Annotated in this window: 16 protein-coding genes; 8 read left to right on the top strand and 8 right to left on the bottom strand. The window is 67.3% G+C overall.

Going from position 1 to position 17,430, the window contains the following annotated elements; all coding sequences use genetic code 11:
• Nucleotides 1-2 precede the first annotated feature (2 nt).
• On the bottom strand, nucleotides 3-365 hold the full coding sequence (gene rpsF / locus ACYVII_RS14945; RefSeq protein ID WP_440295106.1) for a 30S ribosomal protein S6: 363 nt from the start codon (nucleotides 363-365) through the stop codon (nucleotides 3-5).
• Between the two features lie 167 nt (nucleotides 366-532).
• On the opposite strand from rpsF, the gene ACYVII_RS14940 reads away from it, so the two are divergent.
• Together ACYVII_RS14940 and ACYVII_RS14935 are read left to right on the top strand one after the other, a co-directional pair.
• Entirely contained in the window at nucleotides 533-1,744 is a 1,212-nt protein-coding gene (locus ACYVII_RS14940) for a glycosyltransferase (protein ID WP_460536480.1), read from the top strand.
• Nucleotides 1,741-2,544 carry a PIG-L deacetylase family protein gene (locus ACYVII_RS14935; RefSeq protein WP_460536478.1) on the top strand — a complete coding sequence of 268 codons (804 nt, stop codon included), beginning with the start codon at nucleotides 1,741-1,743 and terminating at the stop codon, nucleotides 2,542-2,544. The genes ACYVII_RS14940 and ACYVII_RS14935 overlap by 4 nt, the downstream gene beginning before the upstream one ends.
• A 38-nt stretch (nucleotides 2,545-2,582) precedes the next feature.
• On the opposite strand, the gene ACYVII_RS14930 is transcribed toward ACYVII_RS14935, so the two are convergent.
• Nucleotides 2,583-4,007: a CCA tRNA nucleotidyltransferase gene (locus tag ACYVII_RS14930; protein WP_460536476.1), complete on the bottom strand. Its 1,425-nt coding sequence runs from the start codon at nucleotides 4,005-4,007 to the stop codon at nucleotides 2,583-2,585.
• A gap of 235 nt (nucleotides 4,008-4,242) precedes the next feature.
• On the opposite strand from ACYVII_RS14930, the gene ACYVII_RS14925 reads away from it, so the two are divergent.
• The 6 genes from ACYVII_RS14925 (at nucleotide 4,243) to ACYVII_RS14900 (ending at nucleotide 12,081) form a co-directional block, all read left to right on the top strand.
• Complete coding sequence (locus ACYVII_RS14925) at nucleotides 4,243-6,552, top strand: DUF6049 family protein (RefSeq protein WP_460536474.1); 2,310 nt, start codon at nucleotides 4,243-4,245, stop codon at nucleotides 6,550-6,552.
• Entirely contained in the window at nucleotides 6,545-8,158 is a 1,614-nt protein-coding gene (gene murJ / locus ACYVII_RS14920) for a murein biosynthesis integral membrane protein MurJ (protein WP_460536472.1), read from the top strand. The genes ACYVII_RS14925 and murJ overlap by 8 nt, the downstream gene beginning before the upstream one ends.
• An 86-nt stretch (nucleotides 8,159-8,244) precedes the next feature.
• Complete coding sequence (trxB, locus tag ACYVII_RS14915; RefSeq protein ID WP_460536470.1) at nucleotides 8,245-9,201, top strand: NAD(P)/FAD-dependent oxidoreductase; 957 nt, start codon at nucleotides 8,245-8,247, stop codon at nucleotides 9,199-9,201.
• Nucleotides 9,202-9,273: 72 nt separating this feature from the next.
• On the top strand, nucleotides 9,274-9,600 hold the full coding sequence (trxA, locus tag ACYVII_RS14910) for a thioredoxin family protein (RefSeq protein WP_460536468.1): 327 nt from the start codon (nucleotides 9,274-9,276) through the stop codon (nucleotides 9,598-9,600).
• A 132-nt stretch (nucleotides 9,601-9,732) separates the two neighbouring features.
• Nucleotides 9,733-11,052 carry an aminotransferase-like domain-containing protein gene (locus ACYVII_RS14905; RefSeq protein ID WP_460536466.1) on the top strand — a complete coding sequence of 440 codons (1,320 nt, stop codon included), beginning with the start codon at nucleotides 9,733-9,735 and terminating at the stop codon, nucleotides 11,050-11,052.
• Between the two features lie 57 nt (nucleotides 11,053-11,109).
• The gene (locus ACYVII_RS14900; RefSeq protein ID WP_460536464.1) at nucleotides 11,110-12,081 is read left to right on the top strand and encodes a D-alanine--D-alanine ligase family protein; all 972 of its coding nucleotides are present in this window, start codon (nucleotides 11,110-11,112) and stop codon (nucleotides 12,079-12,081) included.
• A 206-nt stretch (nucleotides 12,082-12,287) separates the two neighbouring features.
• Here the strand turns inward: ACYVII_RS14900 and ACYVII_RS14895 are convergent, their stop codons facing one another.
• The 6 genes from ACYVII_RS14895 to yidC all read right to left on the bottom strand — a co-directional run bounded on the left by ACYVII_RS14895 (nucleotide 12,288) and on the right by yidC (nucleotide 17,422).
• Complete coding sequence (locus ACYVII_RS14895; protein ID WP_460536462.1) at nucleotides 12,288-12,944, bottom strand: pyridoxine/pyridoxamine 5'-phosphate oxidase; 657 nt, start codon at nucleotides 12,942-12,944, stop codon at nucleotides 12,288-12,290.
• A gap of 171 nt (nucleotides 12,945-13,115) precedes the next feature.
• Complete coding sequence (locus tag ACYVII_RS14890; protein ID WP_460536460.1) at nucleotides 13,116-14,069, bottom strand: ParB/RepB/Spo0J family partition protein; 954 nt, start codon at nucleotides 14,067-14,069, stop codon at nucleotides 13,116-13,118.
• A gap of 91 nt (nucleotides 14,070-14,160) precedes the next feature.
• Nucleotides 14,161-15,087 (bottom strand): ParA family protein, encoded by a 927-nt coding sequence (locus ACYVII_RS14885; RefSeq protein WP_460536457.1) that lies wholly within the window; start codon nucleotides 15,085-15,087, stop codon nucleotides 14,161-14,163.
• Nucleotides 15,088-15,170: 83 nt separating this feature from the next.
• On the bottom strand, nucleotides 15,171-15,803 hold the full coding sequence (rsmG, locus tag ACYVII_RS14880) for a 16S rRNA (guanine(527)-N(7))-methyltransferase RsmG (RefSeq protein ID WP_460536455.1): 633 nt from the start codon (nucleotides 15,801-15,803) through the stop codon (nucleotides 15,171-15,173).
• A 42-nt stretch (nucleotides 15,804-15,845) separates the two neighbouring features.
• Complete coding sequence (locus tag ACYVII_RS14875) at nucleotides 15,846-16,433, bottom strand: Jag family protein (protein ID WP_460536453.1); 588 nt, start codon at nucleotides 16,431-16,433, stop codon at nucleotides 15,846-15,848.
• A 5-nt stretch (nucleotides 16,434-16,438) separates the two neighbouring features.
• Complete coding sequence (yidC, locus tag ACYVII_RS14870; protein ID WP_460536450.1) at nucleotides 16,439-17,422, bottom strand: membrane protein insertase YidC; 984 nt, start codon at nucleotides 17,420-17,422, stop codon at nucleotides 16,439-16,441.
• Between the last annotated feature and the right edge of the window lie 8 nt (nucleotides 17,423-17,430).

Genomic DNA, 17,430 nt, shown 5'->3' with positions numbered 1-17,430 from the left:
CCTTAGGCGCTCGCCTTGTCGGCCTTGCGGGCCGCCTTCTCGTCGGCACGCTTCTGCGCAGCGGCGACCTGGGCGATGGCTTCCTCGGCACGCAGCACCTTGGTGCGCATGACGGCCTCCGAGAGGTTCAGCTGGCGGTCGAGCTCCTGCGTGGAATCCGAGTTCGCCGTGAAGTCGACGACGGCGTAGATGCCCTCGGACTTCTTGTTGATCTCGTACGCCAGGCGGCGCTTGCCCCAGATGTCTACCTTGTCGATGGTTCCACCATCCGTGCGGATCACGTTGAGGAACTTGTCAAGGCTGGGAGCAACGGTGCGCTCATCGATCTCCGGATCGAGGATGACCATCAACTCGTACTGATGCATGACTAACCCACCTCCTCTGGACTAGAACGGCTGCAGGCTTTCTGCAGCAGGAGGGTATGTGCATCGTCGTCGTGCTCACGGGCGGATGCCTGCGGCCGGACAACCTGGTAAGCATACCGGATGCCGGTCCCGTCGGCGAACCCGCGCCACGTACCTACGCTGGAGACATGGCCGAACGACCCTTGCACATCGCAGTGGTGGCGCTGCACACGTCGCCTTTCGCTGCTCCCGGGTCTGGCGACGTCGGCGGCATGAACGTGCTCGTGCGGGCGACGGCCGAGCGCATGGCCTCCGATGGCCACTGCGTAGAGGTCATCACGCGGCGCTTCACGCCCGACCTGCCCGCGGTGAGCACCCGTCCGTCGGGCGTGGTGCTGCGGCTCATCGATGCCGGGCCCGCCGCACTCCGGCCGAAGGGCGAGCAGGAGGCATTCGTCGCCGCATTCCGCGTCGGCCTCGATGACGTCGACGACGTCGACGTCGTGCATTCGCACCATTGGCTGGCCGGAATGGCCGGGCTGCCGTTCGCGCGCGACCGTTGCGTGCCGCACGTGCAGAGCTTTCACAGCATTGCGGCACATCCGTCCACGCAGCTCGCCGAGGGGGAGCGGCCGGAATCGCCCGGACGCCTCACCGGTGAGGCGCAGCTGGCACGGGAGTCGGATGCCGTCGTCGCGGTCAGCCATGCCGAGCAGCGCACGATCGTGGGCCGGCTCCGCGCGAGCGCCGACAGGGTGCACGTCGTGCTGCCCGGAGTGGATGCCACGCTGTTCCACCGCGGCTCCCGCCGCACTGAGCCTCGTCCGTACGTCGTGACCGCTGCACGCATCGAGCCGCTCAAGGGGCTCGACCTCGCCATCCGCACCATCGCCGCGCTTCCGGATGCCCGGCGGCCCGATCTCGTGATCGCCGGCGGTCCCACAGACGGCTATGAGCGGCACGTCGACGAGCTTCGAGCGCTGGCCGCCGAGCTCGATGTGACCGAGCGCGTGCGATTCGCCGGACCGCTGACGCGCGAGGATCTCGCCGAACTGTTCGCGCACGCCTCCGCGGTGCTCGTTCCGTCGCACTCCGAGACGTACGGACTCGTCGCCCTCGAGGCACAGGCGAGCGGCATTCCTGTGCTGGCGTCGGCGTCCGGCGGCCTGGTCGAGGCGGTCAACCGGCAGGCGGTGCTGCTGTCGTCGCGGGATCCGCGGGAGTGGGCGCAGCGGCTCGGCGCGCTCCTCGACGACCGCCCCTTGTGGGAGGCGCAGTCGGCGGCGGGCATCCGTTTCGCGGCGGAGCGCTCCTGGGATCGCACCGCACGCGAGACGGTGCGGGTGTACCGCGAGCTCCTCGGGCACGCCGACCACGCATCGTGGCGGAACTGCGCATGAGCCAGCTGGAAGAGCCCGGGCCCCCGGCCGACAGTTCGGATGCGGCCGACCCGTTCGAGGGCGCGCGCTCGGTGCTGTTCGTGCACGCGCATCCCGACGACGAGACGCTCTCCTCCGGCGGCGTGATCCTCCGGCTGGTCGAGCGTGGGGTGCGAGTGACCTTGCTCACCGCGACCCGCGGCGAGCGCGGCGGCATCGTGCCCGAGCTGCGGGAGCGGGTGGGCGACGACCCCGACGTGCTCGCGGGCATCCGGCTGGACGAGCTGAGGCGGGCCGTGCACGCGCTGGGAATCGCGGATGCATACTTCCTGGGCGAACCTCCCGCCCGCGCCGACGGTCTTCCGCCGCGCTGCTACAGCGACTCCGGGATGCGATGGGTCACCCCGACGGTTGCCGGTCCGGTCGACGACGCGCCCGCGGACGCCCTCACGTTGGCACCCGAGCCGGAGGTGGTGGCCGACGTGCTCGCTCTCATCCGTCACTCGCGCCCGGATGTCGTCGTGAGCTACGACGACCAGGGAGGGTACGGGCATCCGGACCACCGGTGCATTCGCCGAGCGGCGCTCCTGGCCAGCGGTGCCGCCGACGTGCCGTTCGTCGAACTCGTGGCTCCCGACGCGCCCGGTGCGTTCGTCGTAGACGTCTCAGACCGGCTGGATGCCGTCGCGGATGCCCTGCGTGCGCACGCCACGCAGGTCACGGTCGACGGGGACCACGTGGTGCACTGCGGCGGTCAGCGCGAGCCGATCGCCACGGTCGTCGGTGTGCGGCTGGTGCCGTCCACAACCTCGTCACCGTGACGGACGGCGCCCTCTCGCCGAATGCGTGATCGCCGCCGTCAGTTCCCGCGTGCCCACTCCCGCAGGCGCCGCTCGGCCTCCTCGGCGCCCAGCGGGCCCTCGTCGAGCCGCAGGTCGAGCAGAAACTTCATCGCCTTGCCCACCTCCGGCCCGGGCTTCAGGTCGAGGATGCGCATCACGTCGGTGCCGTCGAGGTCGGGGCGTACGGCTTCCAGTTCCTCCTGGGCCTGCAGCTGGGCGATGCGGTCCTCGAGGTCGTCGTACGCGAATCCGAGCCGGTCGGCCTTGCGGCGATTTCTCGTGGTGACGTCGGCCCTGGTGAGCTCGTGCAGTCGCTCGAGCTGGTCGCCCGCGTCACGCACGTAACGGCGCACCGCCGAGTCGGTCCAGGCGCCGTCGGCGTAACCGAAGAACCGCAGGTGCAACTCGACGAGCCGGCTGACGGCATCCACCGTCTCGTTGTCGAACCGCAGCGCCCGCAGCCGTTTGCGCGCGAGCTTCGCACCGACCACGTCGTGGTGGTGAAAGCTCACCACCCCGCCCGGCTCGAGCCGACGCGTGGCCGGTTTGCCGATGTCGTGCAGCAGCGCGGCCAGGCGCAGCACGAGGTCGGGCGCCTCGCCCGGATGCCGCTCCCGTTCGTACCCGATCGCCTGCTCGATCACGGTGAGCGTGTGGCGGTACACGTCTTTGTGGTGGTGGTGCTCGTCTATTTCCAGGCGTAGCGCCGGCAGTTCGGGGAGGATGCGATCGGCCAGCCCCGTCTGCACCAGCAGTTCGAGCCCCGGTCTCGGGTCGTCGCTCGTCAAAAGCTTCACCAGCTCGTCACGGATGCGCTCGGCACTGACGATCTCGATGCGGTCGGCCATCTCGCCCATGGCCGCCACCGTGTCGTCGCTCACCGAGAACCCGAGCTGGGAGGCGAACCGGGCGGCGCGCAGCATGCGCAGCGGATCATCGCCGAACGACACCTCAGGCGAGATCGGTGTGCGCAGAACCCCGGCCAGCAGGTCGTCCACGCCGTTGGACGGGTCGACCATCACGACCTGCGGCACCCGCAGCGCGAGCGCGTTCACCGTGAAATCGCGGCGCACCAGGTCGCCCTCGAGGGTGTCGCCGAACTCGACCTCCGGCTTGCGGGTCGCCCCGTCATAGCTGTCGGCACGGTACGTCGTGATCTCGACGGTGTCGTCACCGAGCCGGGCGCCCACCGTGCCGAACCTGCGGCCGATGTCCCACCAGGCATCCGCCAGCGGCTTCACGATCTCGATGGTGTGCTCGGGGCGGGCATCCGTGGTGAAGTCCAGGTCATGCACCGCGCGGCCGAGCATGGCGTCGCGCACCGGTCCGCCGACGAGGGCCAGTTCGTGGCCGGCATCGGCGAATGCTCGGGCGAGACGCGAAACGACGGGCGACTCGGCGGTTTCGCGCAGGCGCGCGAGGGACTCGGCGACGCTCTGCATAGTGCCGACAAGTCTAGGGTGTGTCTGAACATCCTCATCCGACCTGTGGATCGCGCTGCGCACCCTGGCAGCCCGCCTGAACGGCTGCCCGGCCGGTCCAGGTTTCCGGCACTGGGGCGCTCAGTACAATTGCGGGCATGCTCCCCGTCGACCCCTGCGCTGCCGCATGCGGTTGAGCAGCGGCGCCGTCGGGTCGCGTGGCGGTAGGAGCGAGCACCGGCGAACCCGAAGCCGCATGAAGGCGGTCGGAGGCGCCCTGCTGGGGGCACTCAGCGTCCTCGTGACAACGAGCGGGATGCTCGTGCCGGCATCCGCCCAGGCGCACGAACCGGCCAAGACGCCGTCGGCTGTTGCGGCCAGCGGCCAGGCTCCGACGGTGTCGCTCTACGCCGGGAATGCCGGAACGGAGTCGCCAGGACAGTCCGTCACCGTCACGATCGGCATCGACAACGCCTCCGCCGATGTCATCGGGCCAGGCACTGCGACCATCTCGATCACCGAGAAGCCCATCGCATCTCGTCAGGGTCTGGATGCCTGGCTCAAGCAGGATTCCGATCACGACGCCTCAACGCGCGCCATCCAGACGGTGGCCACCCAGGCCGTCACCGCTGGCACGAGTCAGCGTGTCGCCACGGTCACGATCCCGGAACAGGCGGTCGGACTGGGCGGCGACACGGCCGTGTACGGGCTCACGGCGACCGTGACAGAGGGCTCGGGCACGGTGGGGACCGGTTACTCGACCCTCACCTACCAGGGCACCGGCGCACAGCACCAGGTCGGCCTCGCGGTGGCCATGCCCATCACGGTGCCGCCGACCTCGACGGGGCTCATCGCCGCCGACGATCTCGCCACCTACACGGCGCCCGACGGTCTGCTCACCCGGCAGCTCGAGCTCGCGCGCGATCATCCGTCGGTCGCCATCGCCATCGACCCGATGATCATCGCGTCCATCCGTGTTCTCGGAACCTCGGCGCCTCAGAGCGCGCAGAACTGGGTCAACGACCTGAGCTCGCTCACCAACGACTCCTTCCCGCTTCAATACGGCGATGCGGACGTCGCCACGCAGCTGCAGTCCGGCGTTACCTCGCTGCTCACGCCGACGTCGTTCGGCTACGCCATGAATCCCAGCAACTTCCCCGGCCAGCTGACCGTCGGCGAGACCCCGCAGCCGACGCCCACACCGACGGCCACCAACCCTTTCGTGACGCCGACGCCGACGGCCACTCCCAAGCAGCCGAACGTTCCCACCACGGCCGAGCTGCTCTCGTGGCCGTACACGTTCAGCGGCATCGCCTGGCCGGCCGACGACAGCCTGCGCACCAGCGACCTCGACGCCCTGGCGGCCGACGGATACAAGTCGACGATCGTGTCCGGCTCCAACACGAATCAGTCCTCACTCTCGGTCACCCCGAATGCGCCGCTGCCGGTGAAGGGAGGAACCGCGCTCGTCACCGATCAGGGCGTCAGCGACGCACTGCGCAACGTGGTCTCTGCCGTCGGCACGGATCAGGAGAACGCCGCACTGGCATCCGTCTCGGCCCAGCTCGCCGAGATCAGCAAGCAGGGCTCCAGCGGCACGATCATCCTGGCCGGGCTCGACCGCGACTGGCCGGCGAACGAGGGGGAGGCGAGCCGCGCCCTGACCTCGGTGTTCACGCTGCCCTGGGTCACCGCGTCGTCGCTTCGGGATGCACTCACCGCACCGGTCTCCGAGGGCCTCAAGCTCGATGACGTCACGCAGGACCCGGCCAGAACGGCCTCCGTCAACCAGCTCACGAGCGCCGCAGGCAACATGGATGCCTTCGCCACCGTTCTCGCCGACCCGACCACCCTGACCGGCCAGACCCGCAATGAGCTGCTGTCACTGCTGTCGGTGGGATGGCGCCAGCCCGACAACAACTGGCCGGGTGCCGTGGCCGGCTTCGTCAAACAGGCGAGCGACACGGTGGGATCGGTCAAGATCGACCCGACCGGAAAGATCACGGTGGCGAGCGCCCAGAGCCTCATCCCGGTCACCGTGACCAACGCTCTGACCCTGCCGAACGGGGTGAAGCCATCGGTCAACATCGTGCTGCGCGCGACTCCCTCCAACAACCGACTCGAGGTCGACTCCGACACCGCGAAGACGATTCCGGCGGATGCCAGCGCGAAGGTGCTCGTGCCGGTCAAGGCGAAGCTCGGCAACGGCAACGTCAAGCTCGGCCTGCAGCTGTACAGCCCCACCGGTCTGCCGATCGGCGCCCCGCAGACGGCCGCGATCGACGTGCACGCGGACTGGGAGGGCCTCGGTGCGCTCATTCTCGGCATCGCGTTCGTGCTCTTCTTCGGCTTCGGCCTGACCCGCAGCATCGTGCGCAGGGTGAACGAGCGCCGCAAGGGGCGGGCGCAGGCGGATGCCTCGGCGGAGCAGGCAAGCGACGACTCCGAGAAACCGGCAGAGCCGGTTACGGATGCCGCGGACTCTGCCCTGCAGGGCGACGAGCCTCTTCCGCCGGCCGAGCCCGCCGAAAACGAACCCACCGACGAAGGGGGACCACGTGGCTAGCGTCGGACGCGCGAGCGCCATGCTCGCCTCCGGCACGATGGTCTCCCGCGTGCTGGGCTTCGTGCGGTCGTGGGTGCTGATCCAGGCGATCGGCGTCATCGCCGTCGGCGCGAACGCGTACGCCACGGCGACGCAGGTGCCGAACAGCATCTACGCGATCATCGCGCAGGGCATCCTCAGCGCGGTTCTCGTGCCGCAGATCGTGCGTGCGTCCGTTCACGCGGACGGCGGCAAGGCTTACATCAACAAGCTCGTCACCCTGGGCATCCTGATCTTCGCCGCGGTCGCGGTCGTCGCCACACTCCTTGCGCCGTTCCTGGTGCAGCTGTTCGGCACGCGCGGCTCCTATGCAGGGCTGGCGACCCTGTTCGCATACTGGTCGCTGCCGCAGATCTTCTTCCTCGGCCTGTACACGCTGCTCGGCGAGGTGCTCAACGCGCGCAAGTCGTTCGGCCCGTTCACGTGGGCGCCGGTGTTCAACAACGTGGTCAGCATCGCGACGCTGGTCGTGTTCATCCTCATGTTCGGTTCCGAAGCACAGCACCCGCGCCCGCACGCGGCGAATTGGACCCCCGGCATGATCGCGGTGCTCGGTGGCGGCGCCACCCTCGGCATCGCGGTACAGGCGCTCGTGCTGTTCTTCTTCTGGCGCAAGGTGGGCCTGACGTTCCGCTTCGACTTCCGCTGGCGCGGTGTCAATCTCGGAAGCGCGGGAAAGGCGGCCGCGTGGACGCTCGCCATGCTCGTGCTCACCCAGCTGGCCGGTCTCATCGAGACGAACGTCGCCAACACCGTGGGCGCCGGCGGCCGCTATGCATCCGTCGCCGCCATGACCCAGTCCTGGCTCATCTTCATGCTGCCGCACTCGATCATCGCGGTCTCCATCGTGACGGCGTTCTACACCCGGATGGCCGAGCACGCCCGCGAGGGGAACGTCGCCTCGTTCCGCACCGACTTCTCCACCGCAACCCGCTCGATTGCAGCTCTGATCAGCTTTTTCTCTGTCGCCATCATTATCGCCGCCTACCCGATCGCGCGGGTCTTCACCTCCGGCGACTATGCAGCAATGGGCAACGTGCTGATCGGGTATGCGGCCGGCCTCGTGCCGTTCTGCATCCTGTTCGTCATCCAGCGTGCCTTCTACTCGATGGGCGACACACGCACCCCGTTCCTGTTCACACTCGCCCAGGTCGTGGTCGTCATCGCCGGCGTGCTGCTCTGCCTGTTGGTTGCGCCTCAGGTGCGCGCCATGTCCATCGCATTCGCGGTGTCGCTCGCCGGCACCGTTCAGGCCATCATCGCGGCCGTGCTCCTGCGACGACGGATGCACGGAGTCGACGGGCGACGCATCCTCCGCGGTCTGTGGCGATTCCTGCTTTCGGCCGTGGTCGCGGGTGTGGTCGGGATGCTCGTGCTCGCTCTCCTCGGGGCGTACACCCGCGGCTTCGCCGTGGCGGGCATCCTCCCCGCCGTGCTCTCGATCGCTGCGGCCGGGGTGGTCATGCTGGCCGTCTACTCCGGGATGCTGCGCCTTCTGCGCACCGAGGAGTTCACGAACGCGTGGAACCTGCTGCGGCGCCGCCTGCCGGGTCGCTCACTGCGCTGATCCGCCCGGGTCGGCGGCCGCTCCGCTGGCTGGAATACCATCCGCCTACACTGTGTTGCACAGCACAGCAAGACGAGGAGCTTTACGTGCGGCAGATCATCATCATCGGTTCCGGCCCAGCCGGTTACACCGCGGCCATCTATGCGGCGCGTGCCAACCTCGAGCCGCTCGTGATCGCCAGTTCCGTCGAGGCCGGTGGCGAGCTGATGAACACTACCGAGGTGGAGAACTTCCCCGGGTTCCCGGACGGCATCATGGGCCCCGACCTGATGGCCAAGCTTCAGGTGCAGGCCGAGAAGTTCGGCGCTGAGGTGCTCTACGACGACGTGGTGTCGCTCGAGCTCGACGGCGAGGTGAAGAAGGTGCACCTCGGCAGTGGCGAGACGCACGAAGCCCGGTCGGTGATCTTCGCGACCGGTTCCGCCTACCGCAAGCTCGGGCTCGCCGAGGAGGAGCACCTCTCCGGCCACGGCCTGTCGTGGTGCGCCACCTGTGACGGATTCTTCTTCCGTGAGAAGACCATCGCGGTGGTCGGCGGCGGCGACTCCGCCATCGAGGAGGCCACCTTCCTGACCCGGTTCGCGTCGAAGGTGTACGTGATCCACCGTCGCGACCAGTTGCGGGCATCCAAGATCATGCAGAACCGTGCGTTCGAGAACGACAAGATCGAGTTCGTCTGGAACAGCGAGGTCGTCTCGATCAACGGTGAAAGCGCCGTCACCGGGGTGACCCTGCGCGACACTGTCACGGGGGAGGAGCGCGACCTCGCGCTCGACGGGCTGTTCGTCGCGATCGGCAATGACCCCCGCACGCACCTCGTGCATGGCCAGCTCGACCTCACCCCGGCCGGCACCATCGCCGTCGACGGTCGTAGCTCGAAGACCAACCTGCCCGGCGTTTTCGCCGCAGGCGACGTGATCGACCCGACCTACCGGCAGGCCGTCACCGCCGCGGGCAGCGGAACCGTCGCCGCCCTCGACGCTGAGCACTACCTGGCGGCACTCGACCAAACGGAACGCGAGGCGCTCACCCTCGCCACCTGACGCAAGGCCCCGGGCCGAACGCGAGAACTCCACCGCCACGTGCGGCGGAACCGAACCGATAGAAGGAGAACAATGTCCAGCGCCAAGTCCGTCACGGATGCCACGTTCCAGCAGGACGTGCTCGATTCCGACAAGACCGTGCTCGTCGACTTCTGGGCCGAGTGGTGCGGGCCGTGTCGTGCGGTCTCACCGATCCTCGACCAGATCGCCGCGGAGCACGGCGACAAGCTCGAGATCGTCAAGTTGAACGTGGACGAGAACCCCCAGACCGCTTTCAAGTACCAGATCACCTCGATCCCTGCGCTGAAGGTCTACCAGGGCGGTGAGGTCGTCAAGACCGTCATCGGCGCCAAGCCGAAGCCCGCCCTCGAAGCCGACCTGGCCGCCTACATCAAGTAGGCCGGTCGGCGCACCCTGAACGCCCGCCCGGCACCCGCCGGGCGGGCGTTCTGCATTTCCGCCCCTACGCCCGAAGGCGACGCCCATCGGGCATCCCATAACATGGAACGCACGCTCAGAACGGAATGACACGTGATTCACAACGGCGGCTCGCACTCTGCGGGCAACAATCTCGACCCCTGGTTCTCGTCGTACGCGCAGCGCACGGCCGGTCTTGCCGCCAGTGAGGTTCGAGCTCTGTTCGCCGTTGCCTCCCGGCCCGAGGTGGTCTCGCTGGCGGGCGGCATGCCGTACGTGTCGGCTCTTCCCGAAGACCTCGTCGTCGGTGCGATGGAGCGGGTCATGCGGGAGCAGGGACCGGTCGCGCTTCAGTACGGATCGGGCCAGGGCGTTCCCCTGCTGCGCGAGCAGATCACCGAGGTGATGGCTCTCGAGGGCATCAGTGCGAGCGCCGACGATGTGATCGTCACGACCGGCTCTCAGCACGGCCTCGAGCTGTTCGCCAAGTTGTTCCTCGACCCGGGTGACCTCGTTCTCGCCGAAGGCCCGAGCTATGTGACCGCCCTCGTGATCTTCAAGTCCTATCAGGCAGAGGTCGACCACGTCCCTTCCGACGAGCACGGACTGATTCCGGATGCCCTGCGCCAGCACATCGCGAACGCGCGCGCCGTCGGCCGCCGCATCAAATTCCTGTACACGATCCCCACCTTCCACAACCCGGCCGGCGTCACGCTGACATGGGAGCGGCGACTGGAGATCCTCGAGATCTGCCGTGAGAACGGCATCCTCGTGCTCGAGGACAACCCGTACGGATTGTTGTACTTCGAGCAGAAGCCGCCGGCCGCGATGCGCTCCATCGACGAAGACGGCGTGGTCTATCTCGGCACATTCTCCAAGACGCTGGCGCCGGGCTTCCGCGTCGGATGGGCGCTCGCGCCGCACGCGATCCGGGAGAAGCTCATCCTCGCCAACGAGGCCGCCGTGCTCAGCCCCAGCTCGTTCACGCAGCTGGTGATCTCGCAGTACCTCAGCGAGGCGAACTGGCGTGGGCAGATCGACACCTTCCGCGGCGTGTACCGGGAGCGCAAGCAGGCGATGATCTCGGCTCTGGAGGAACACCTGCCGGAGCTCAGCTGGACGAACCCGAACGGCGGGTTCTACGTCTGGCTCACACTCCCGGAATCGCTGGATTCCAAGGCGATGCTGCCCCGCGCGGTCACCGAACTCGTCGCCTACACCCCCGGCACGGCGTTCTACGCCGACGGCGACGGAGCCCAGAACATGCGTCTGTCGTTCTGCTACCCGACGCCGGAAGCCATCCGAGTCGGCGTGCGCCGGCTGGCGAACGTGATCAACGGGGAGCTCGACCTGCTCGACACCTTCGCCGGAACGGGATCGTTACGTGCCCAACGCGCAGCCGCCGACACGTTCCCGCCCTCCGACCTCCGCTAGGGCACCGCCGCCGACCCCGTAACCGACCGACATCACCGAACCGCCTGAAGGGTCGCCATGACCGACTTCGAACGACTGAATGTGCTCGTCCTCGCGGGCGGACTCTCCCATGAACGCGACGTCTCGCTGCGCTCGGGCCGCCGTGTCGCAGACGGGCTCTCCGCCCATGGTCACCGCGTCACCGTTCGCGAGCCCGACGGCGAACTGCTCTCCGCTATCCGCACGCTCGAGCCGGATGTCGTGTGGCCCGCCCTGCACGGCGCAAGCGGTGAGAACGGTGCGCTTCGCGCCCTGCTCCAGACCGCCGGGGTCCCCTTCGTGGGAGCGGATGCCGAAGCCGCCCGCCTCGCGTGGCTCAAGCCGGTCGCGAAGACGCTGGTCTCCCGTGCCGGGGTGCAGACACCGGCATCCGTCACGCTGCCGACGGAGACATTCCGAGAACTCGGCGCTGTGAGCGTGCTCGAGGCGCTGGGCGACGCACTCACCGCGCCTCTCGTCGTCAAGCCCGCAGAGGGCGGCTCTGCGCAAGGCGTCACATACGTGGATGACACGGCCGACCTGCCGCGCGCGCTGGTGAACGCGTACACCTACAACGACGTGGCACTCATCGAACGCCGCGTGGTCGGTATCGAGGTGGCAGTGACGGTGCTCGACACCGGAGCCGGCCCGGTCGCTCTTCCTGCCGTGGAGATCGTGCCGCGGAACGGTGCCTACACCTTCGAGGCGCGGTACAACGCGGGGGAGACGAGCTTCTACACGCCGGCGCGGCTGACGGATGCCGCCGCGGACCGGGTGACCGACGTCGCGATCACCGCACACGAGGCTCTCGGCCTGCGGCACCTGTCGCGCGTCGACCTGATCGTGGATCCGGATGGCGTCCCCTGGTTCCTGGAGGCGAACGTGCTGCCCGGGCTCACCGAGACGTCGCTCGTCCCACTTGCCATCGAGGCAGCCGGCTTCGACCTCGGCGCCGTCTACGTCGGACTCGCCGAGCAAGCGATCCGCGAGGCGTCGGCACTCGCCGACTGACGCATGCCGCCCGTGTTTCACGTGAAACATGCAGCCCTTCGCTTTGCGCCGTTAGCCCGCGACAAGAACGGCGAGCCTCACGGGATGTTTCACGTGAAACATCGAGCCCCGGTCCAGAGGCTCTTGCATCGTGTTTCACGTGAAACATCGGTCCCGCCGAGCTCCCGTCGAAGTGCGCGCCGCGAGCTGCGCGCCGAGCGCCGCCATCACGGCCAGAGGCGTTCGCTGTGCCAGGCATCCGCTCCACGGAGATACCGAAGTCGCAAGTGATCCCGGGTCGGGGCACCCTGCCAGAACTCCACGGTGGTCGGGAAGACCCGCCACAATGTCCAGGTGGGGGACACCAGCGTCGGGTCGGCCTCGATCCGGGCGCGCTCTGCCGTGATCAGCTCGACGTGATGAGCCGGATCGGTCATCGGCAGGCTCTGCCGGCCCGTGAGTGCTACTGCTCGGGCGTCGGGATGCCTGGCCAGAAAGTCCCTCGCCGCCTCTTCCCTTGATCCCTGGCTCGCCGTACCGCGAATTCGCACGGCGCGGGCGACCGAAGACCAATAGACGGTCAGCGCACACCGCGGGTCCGCCAGAAGGTGGCGACTCTTCGCGGATTCGGCGCCGGTGGCGAGCTCCAGGCCGAAGTCCTCGGTCACATCCTTCAGCATCACGACCCGGGCATCCGGTGCCCCGATCTCGTCCACGGTCGAGAGCGTGACAGCCAGCGGTTCCGTCACACCGGCGTCGAGTGCCTGGATCAACCACTCGACGAAGAGCTCCCGAGGATGTTTTGGCGCGTCGCTGGGATCCCACGAAGGTGCCGTCCCGGTGACCGACGGCGTCGAACGAAGACGATCGCGCAGAGTACTCATCGCCCCGATCCTGCCACCTTCTGCCCAGATGGCCTCCCGACGATGCCCGGAGTCACCAGGTACTGTCCGGCGTGAGTCAGGCGGTCGACAGCCACCTGCCACCGCCGATGCCCGCGGGCAAGCGTAAGCGCCGAAGCGTTCAGCGATAAGAAGCCACGGCCACGAGCACGCTCAGCCGGCGAACGGACCCTCGCCGATCTCGCCGAGAATGCGGTTGAGGTCCTGCACCGAAGCGAACTCGATGGTGATCTGACCCTTCCGGGCACCGAGCGCCACCTTCACGCGGGTGTTCAGGCGGTCCCCGAGGCGATCGGCGATCTCGTCCAGGTTCGACTGCCGCTTACCCGGCGCGGGGCGGGGCTTCACCTGCTTCGGCTTCGCGCTCACCAGCGCTTCTGCTGCGCGTACCGAGAGGTCTTCGTTGACGATCTTGTCCGCGATGCGCTGCATGGCATCCGTGTCGCCGGCGGCGAGGATGGCGCGTGCGTGTCCGGCGCTCAGCACGCCCGCCGCCACCCGTTGCTGCACCGGCGACGGCAGTTTCAGCAGCCGGATCGTGTTCGTGATCTGCGGGCGCGAGCGACCGATGCGGGTTGCAAGCTCGTCCTGGGTGATGCCGAAGTCGGCCAGCAGCTGCTGGTACGCAGACGCCTCTTCAAGCGGATTCAGCTGCGAGCGGTGCAGGTTCTCCAGAAGGGCGTCCCGCAGCATGTCTTCGTCGGCGGTGTCTTTCACCACCGCCGGAATGGTGGCGAGCCCCAGTGTCTTCGTCGCGCGCAGGCGCCGCTCGCCCATGATGAGCTCATATTTGCCGGGCAGACCCGACAGCGGCCGCACGACGACGGGCTGAAGCACACCTACCTCGCGGATGCTTGCGACGAGTTCGTCCATGGCATCCTGGTCGAACTCGGTACGAGGCTGCTGCGCATTGGGAACTATGTCGTCGGGGGAGAGGTTCGCCAACCGGGCGCCGGGCACGGCCAGCAGACTGCTCGCCGCTGCCTCCCCTTCACCGGATGCCCCGCGGTCGTGGAAGAACACGTCCACCGGTCGCTTCGTGTCCGTGTCTGCTGTGGGGATCAGCGCGCCGATTCCGCGGCCCAAACCCGTGCGCTTCACTGCCATCGTGCTGTGCTTCCTCTTGCCTGCCGCTTCGCGGCCTCTGTCGTCTGCGTTCTTGCTGATTGTGGTCCGAGCGGCCGTCGCCGGCCGCTCGTCAACGCGGTGCGCCGCGCTTGGCGATCTCCGCCGCCGCCTCGAGGTACGAGAGCGCGCCCGGTGAACCCGCGTCGTAGCTGATCACGCTCTGGCCATAGCTCGGCGCCTCCGAGATGCGCACCGATCGCGGTATGACCGCCTGCAGCACCTGCTTCGGAAAGTGGTCGCGCACCTCGTCCGCGACCTGATGCGCGAGATTCGTCCGAGAATCGAACATCGTGAGCAGGATCGTCGATACATGCAGCTTGGGGTTGAGGTGCTTCTCGATCATGGAGATGTTCTTCAGGAGCTGGCTCAACCCCTCCAGCGCGTAGTACTCGCACTGGATCGGGATCAGTACCTCGGTCGCCGCAACGAATGCGTTGATCGTGAGCAGCCCGAGCGAGGGCGGACAGTCGATCAGGACGTAGTCGATGCCCTCGGGAATCTCGTCCAAGAATCTCTGCAACGCTCTCGAGAGTCTTTGCTCACGAGCCACCATGGACACTAGCTCGATCTCCGCCCCCGCCAGATCGATGGTTGCCGGAACACAGAACAGATCGCGTTGGTCGGGGGAGGCCTGGACCACATCCGCCATCTCCGCGTCGTTCACCACGACGTCGTAGACGCTCGGCGTTCCCTCCCGATGCTCCACACCGAGCGCGGTAGACGCGTTGCCCTGAGGGTCCAAGTCGATAACGAGCACCCGTGCGCCCGATCTGGCAAGTGCCGCGGCCAGGTTCACCACGGTGGTCGTCTTCCCGACTCCGCCCTTCTGGTTCGAGATCGTGAAGATCCTCGTGCGCGACGGCAGCGGCAGAGTCGTCTGCTCGATGGCTTGACGCCGGCGGCTGAGGTCGGCGATTTCGCTCGCGAGCGGAGTCGACATATCCACGGGCGCGGTTTCCTCCGTGTGTTCTTCATGCGGATGTTTCACGTGAAACATCCTTTGCCTTGCTGTGGACGAGGCCGCGAGTGCCGGACTGCGAGGGACGCACTCCGCGACCTGTCACCACGGTGCCGTCAGAGCTATCTCACTGTAGCCCGGATGACTCTGGTGACTTCGTCGACGATCCCAGAGCCGAGAATCTCCACAGTCACGTCGTGGATGCGGAAACGCCGGAGCTCTTTTGTCGCCGCCGATACCTCTGCCTCGGCGTTCGCACCCTTCATGAGCACGAGTTCACCGCCATCGCGCACCAGGGGAGCGGTCAACGGGATCAGTTTGCGGAAGGCGCTGACCGCCCGAGCTGTCACCTGGTCCAGTGGCGATTCCAGACGGGCATCCTCGGCGCGGGCTCGGAGCACCTCGACGTTCGTCAGGCCGAGCGCATCCTTCTGTTCCTGCAACCAGGCGATACGGCGTTCCATCGGCTCGATCAGAACGAAGCGCACATCGGGTCGCACAATAGCCAGCACGATCCCTGGAAGCCCTGCCCCGCTGCCGACGTCGCCGACTGCTCCGCCCGTCTGCAACAACGGGGCGACGACGGCGCAGTTCAGCACGTGACGGGTCCATAGACGCGGCGGCTCGAGCGGGCCGATCAGACCGCGTTCCTCACCCTCGCGAGCAAGTGACTCGGTGAAAACGCGAGCCAATCCGATGCGGTCGCCGAACAGTTCGATCGCAGACGCGGGCTCTCGCTCGACGTCAGCGTGCATGTTCCACGTGAAACGTCAGAAGGGTGAGATCCAATGGCCGACCTACGAGCGCGTGATGACCGTGTGGCGCTCGGATGCCTCGCCTACGGAGTGGGACGAGAAACCGCGGTCCGCCACCACGTCGTGCACGATCTTGCGCTCGTACGACGACATCGGCGGCAGTGCCGCCTGTGCGGCGCCCTGATCCAGCCGATCGATCGCTCGATCGACGAGCACGGCCAGTTCCTGCTTGCGTGCGTCGCGGGAACCACCGATGTCCAGGATCAGACGCGAGAAAGCGCCGGTCTTCGACTGCACGGCGAGGCGAGCCAGTTCCTGCAGCGCGCTGACGGTCTCTGCGCGGCTCAGCAGACGAAGTGCCTGCGGATCCTCGGCGGAAACCGAGACGTAGGGACGTTCGTTCTGCACGTCGATGTCGATATCGCCATCGAGATCGCAGATGTCCAAGAGCGCCTCGATGTAGTCCGCGGCGGCGTCGCCCTGGGCATCCAGGCTCTGGTCGTCCTGTTCGGCGGAGACGGTCGCGTCTGCCGACTGCGTGCGCGCGGCATCCTCGCCATCTACTGACCGCTGCTCGGCACCCTCGATCACGGATGTCTCGTCACCGTGAACGGACGTCTCGTCTGTCATGCTCACTATTTCTTTCCCCCGGCCTTCTTGGCTCGGCTCTTGCTCATGGGTTGCTGCCGCTGCGTCGTGATCGGTTTCGCCGGAACCTCGTCGACGATCAGCACGGGAGCGCCCTCCGGCGTCTTCAGCTTGCCCCTTCGTGCCAGTCTCGCCTCGCGCGCCTTCTCGGCCTCGCTGCCCGGGGTCGGCATGTTCCGGATGACCAGCCACTGCTGGCCCATGGTCCAGATGTTCGACGTGAGCCAGTAGAACATGACGCCCAGCGGGAACGCGACACCGGAGAACAGGAAGACGAACGGGAGCAGGTACAGCAGGATGCGCTGCTGCCGGAACTGCGGGCTGGCCTTCGTCTCCGGCGACATGTTCTTCGAGACGATCTGAAGCTGTGTGGTGAACTGCGAGGCCACCATCAGGATGACCATGGTCGCCGCGATCAGCATGACCGAAAGGCTGTAGTCCTTGCCGGCGACCATCAGCGTCCATTGCGACCCGAATGACGCGTTCAGCGGAGCACCGAGGAATTTCGCGTCCTGGAACGACTTGAGCAGATTCGCGCCGCTCAGCAGACCCACGCTGTCGTGTCCGCTCTGCGCATCGTTGAGCACGTGGAAGAGGCTGAAGAACACGGGCATCTGCAGCAACAAGGGAAGGCAGGAGCTCAGCGGGTTCGTGCCCGTGCGCTTGTAGAGCTCCATGGTCTCTCGAGACATCGCCTCGCGAGAGAGCTGGTCCTTCTTGCCCTTGTACTTGTCCTGGATCTTCTTCAGTTGCGGCGCCACCTCGAGCATGCGCCGCTGGTTCTTGATCTGGCGCACGAAGATCGGGATCAGTGCGGCACGGATGACGGCGGTCAAGCCGACGATGGACAGCACCCAGGTGACGCCACCGGCCGGGTCGAGTCCGATCGCGGTCCACAGCATGTGCCAGCCGATCAGAAGCAGCTGAACCAGCCACTCGATCGGCCAGAGGATCGTATAGATGAAGTCCACTTACTCGG

The sequence above is a fragment of the Humibacter ginsengiterrae genome, assembly GCF_054780115.1.
Note: the sequence above shows the minus strand (reverse complement) of the source record. Positions and strands in the feature narration are given on the sequence as shown.

Coding starts and splice junctions, on each gene's coding strand:
- rpsF (WP_440295106.1), bottom strand. CDS start 365: ATGCATCAGTACGAGTTGATGGTCATCCTCGATCCGGAGATCGATGAG.
- ACYVII_RS14940 (WP_460536480.1), top strand. CDS start 533: ATGGCCGAACGACCCTTGCACATCGCAGTGGTGGCGCTGCACACGTCG.
- ACYVII_RS14935 (WP_460536478.1), top strand. CDS start 1,741: ATGAGCCAGCTGGAAGAGCCCGGGCCCCCGGCCGACAGTTCGGATGCG.
- ACYVII_RS14930 (WP_460536476.1), bottom strand. CDS start 4,007: ATGCAGAGCGTCGCCGAGTCCCTCGCGCGCCTGCGCGAAACCGCCGAG.
- ACYVII_RS14925 (WP_460536474.1), top strand. CDS start 4,243: ATGAAGGCGGTCGGAGGCGCCCTGCTGGGGGCACTCAGCGTCCTCGTG.
- trxA (WP_460536468.1), top strand. CDS start 9,274: ATGTCCAGCGCCAAGTCCGTCACGGATGCCACGTTCCAGCAGGACGTG.
- ACYVII_RS14900 (WP_460536464.1), top strand. CDS start 11,110: ATGACCGACTTCGAACGACTGAATGTGCTCGTCCTCGCGGGCGGACTC.
- ACYVII_RS14895 (WP_460536462.1), bottom strand. CDS start 12,944: ATGAGTACTCTGCGCGATCGTCTTCGTTCGACGCCGTCGGTCACCGGG.
- ACYVII_RS14890 (WP_460536460.1), bottom strand. CDS start 14,069: ATGGCAGTGAAGCGCACGGGTTTGGGCCGCGGAATCGGCGCGCTGATC.
- ACYVII_RS14885 (WP_460536457.1), bottom strand. CDS start 15,087: ATGTTTCACGTGAAACATCCGCATGAAGAACACACGGAGGAAACCGCG.
- rsmG (WP_460536455.1), bottom strand. CDS start 15,803: ATGCACGCTGACGTCGAGCGAGAGCCCGCGTCTGCGATCGAACTGTTC.
- ACYVII_RS14875 (WP_460536453.1), bottom strand. CDS start 16,433: ATGACAGACGAGACGTCCGTTCACGGTGACGAGACATCCGTGATCGAG.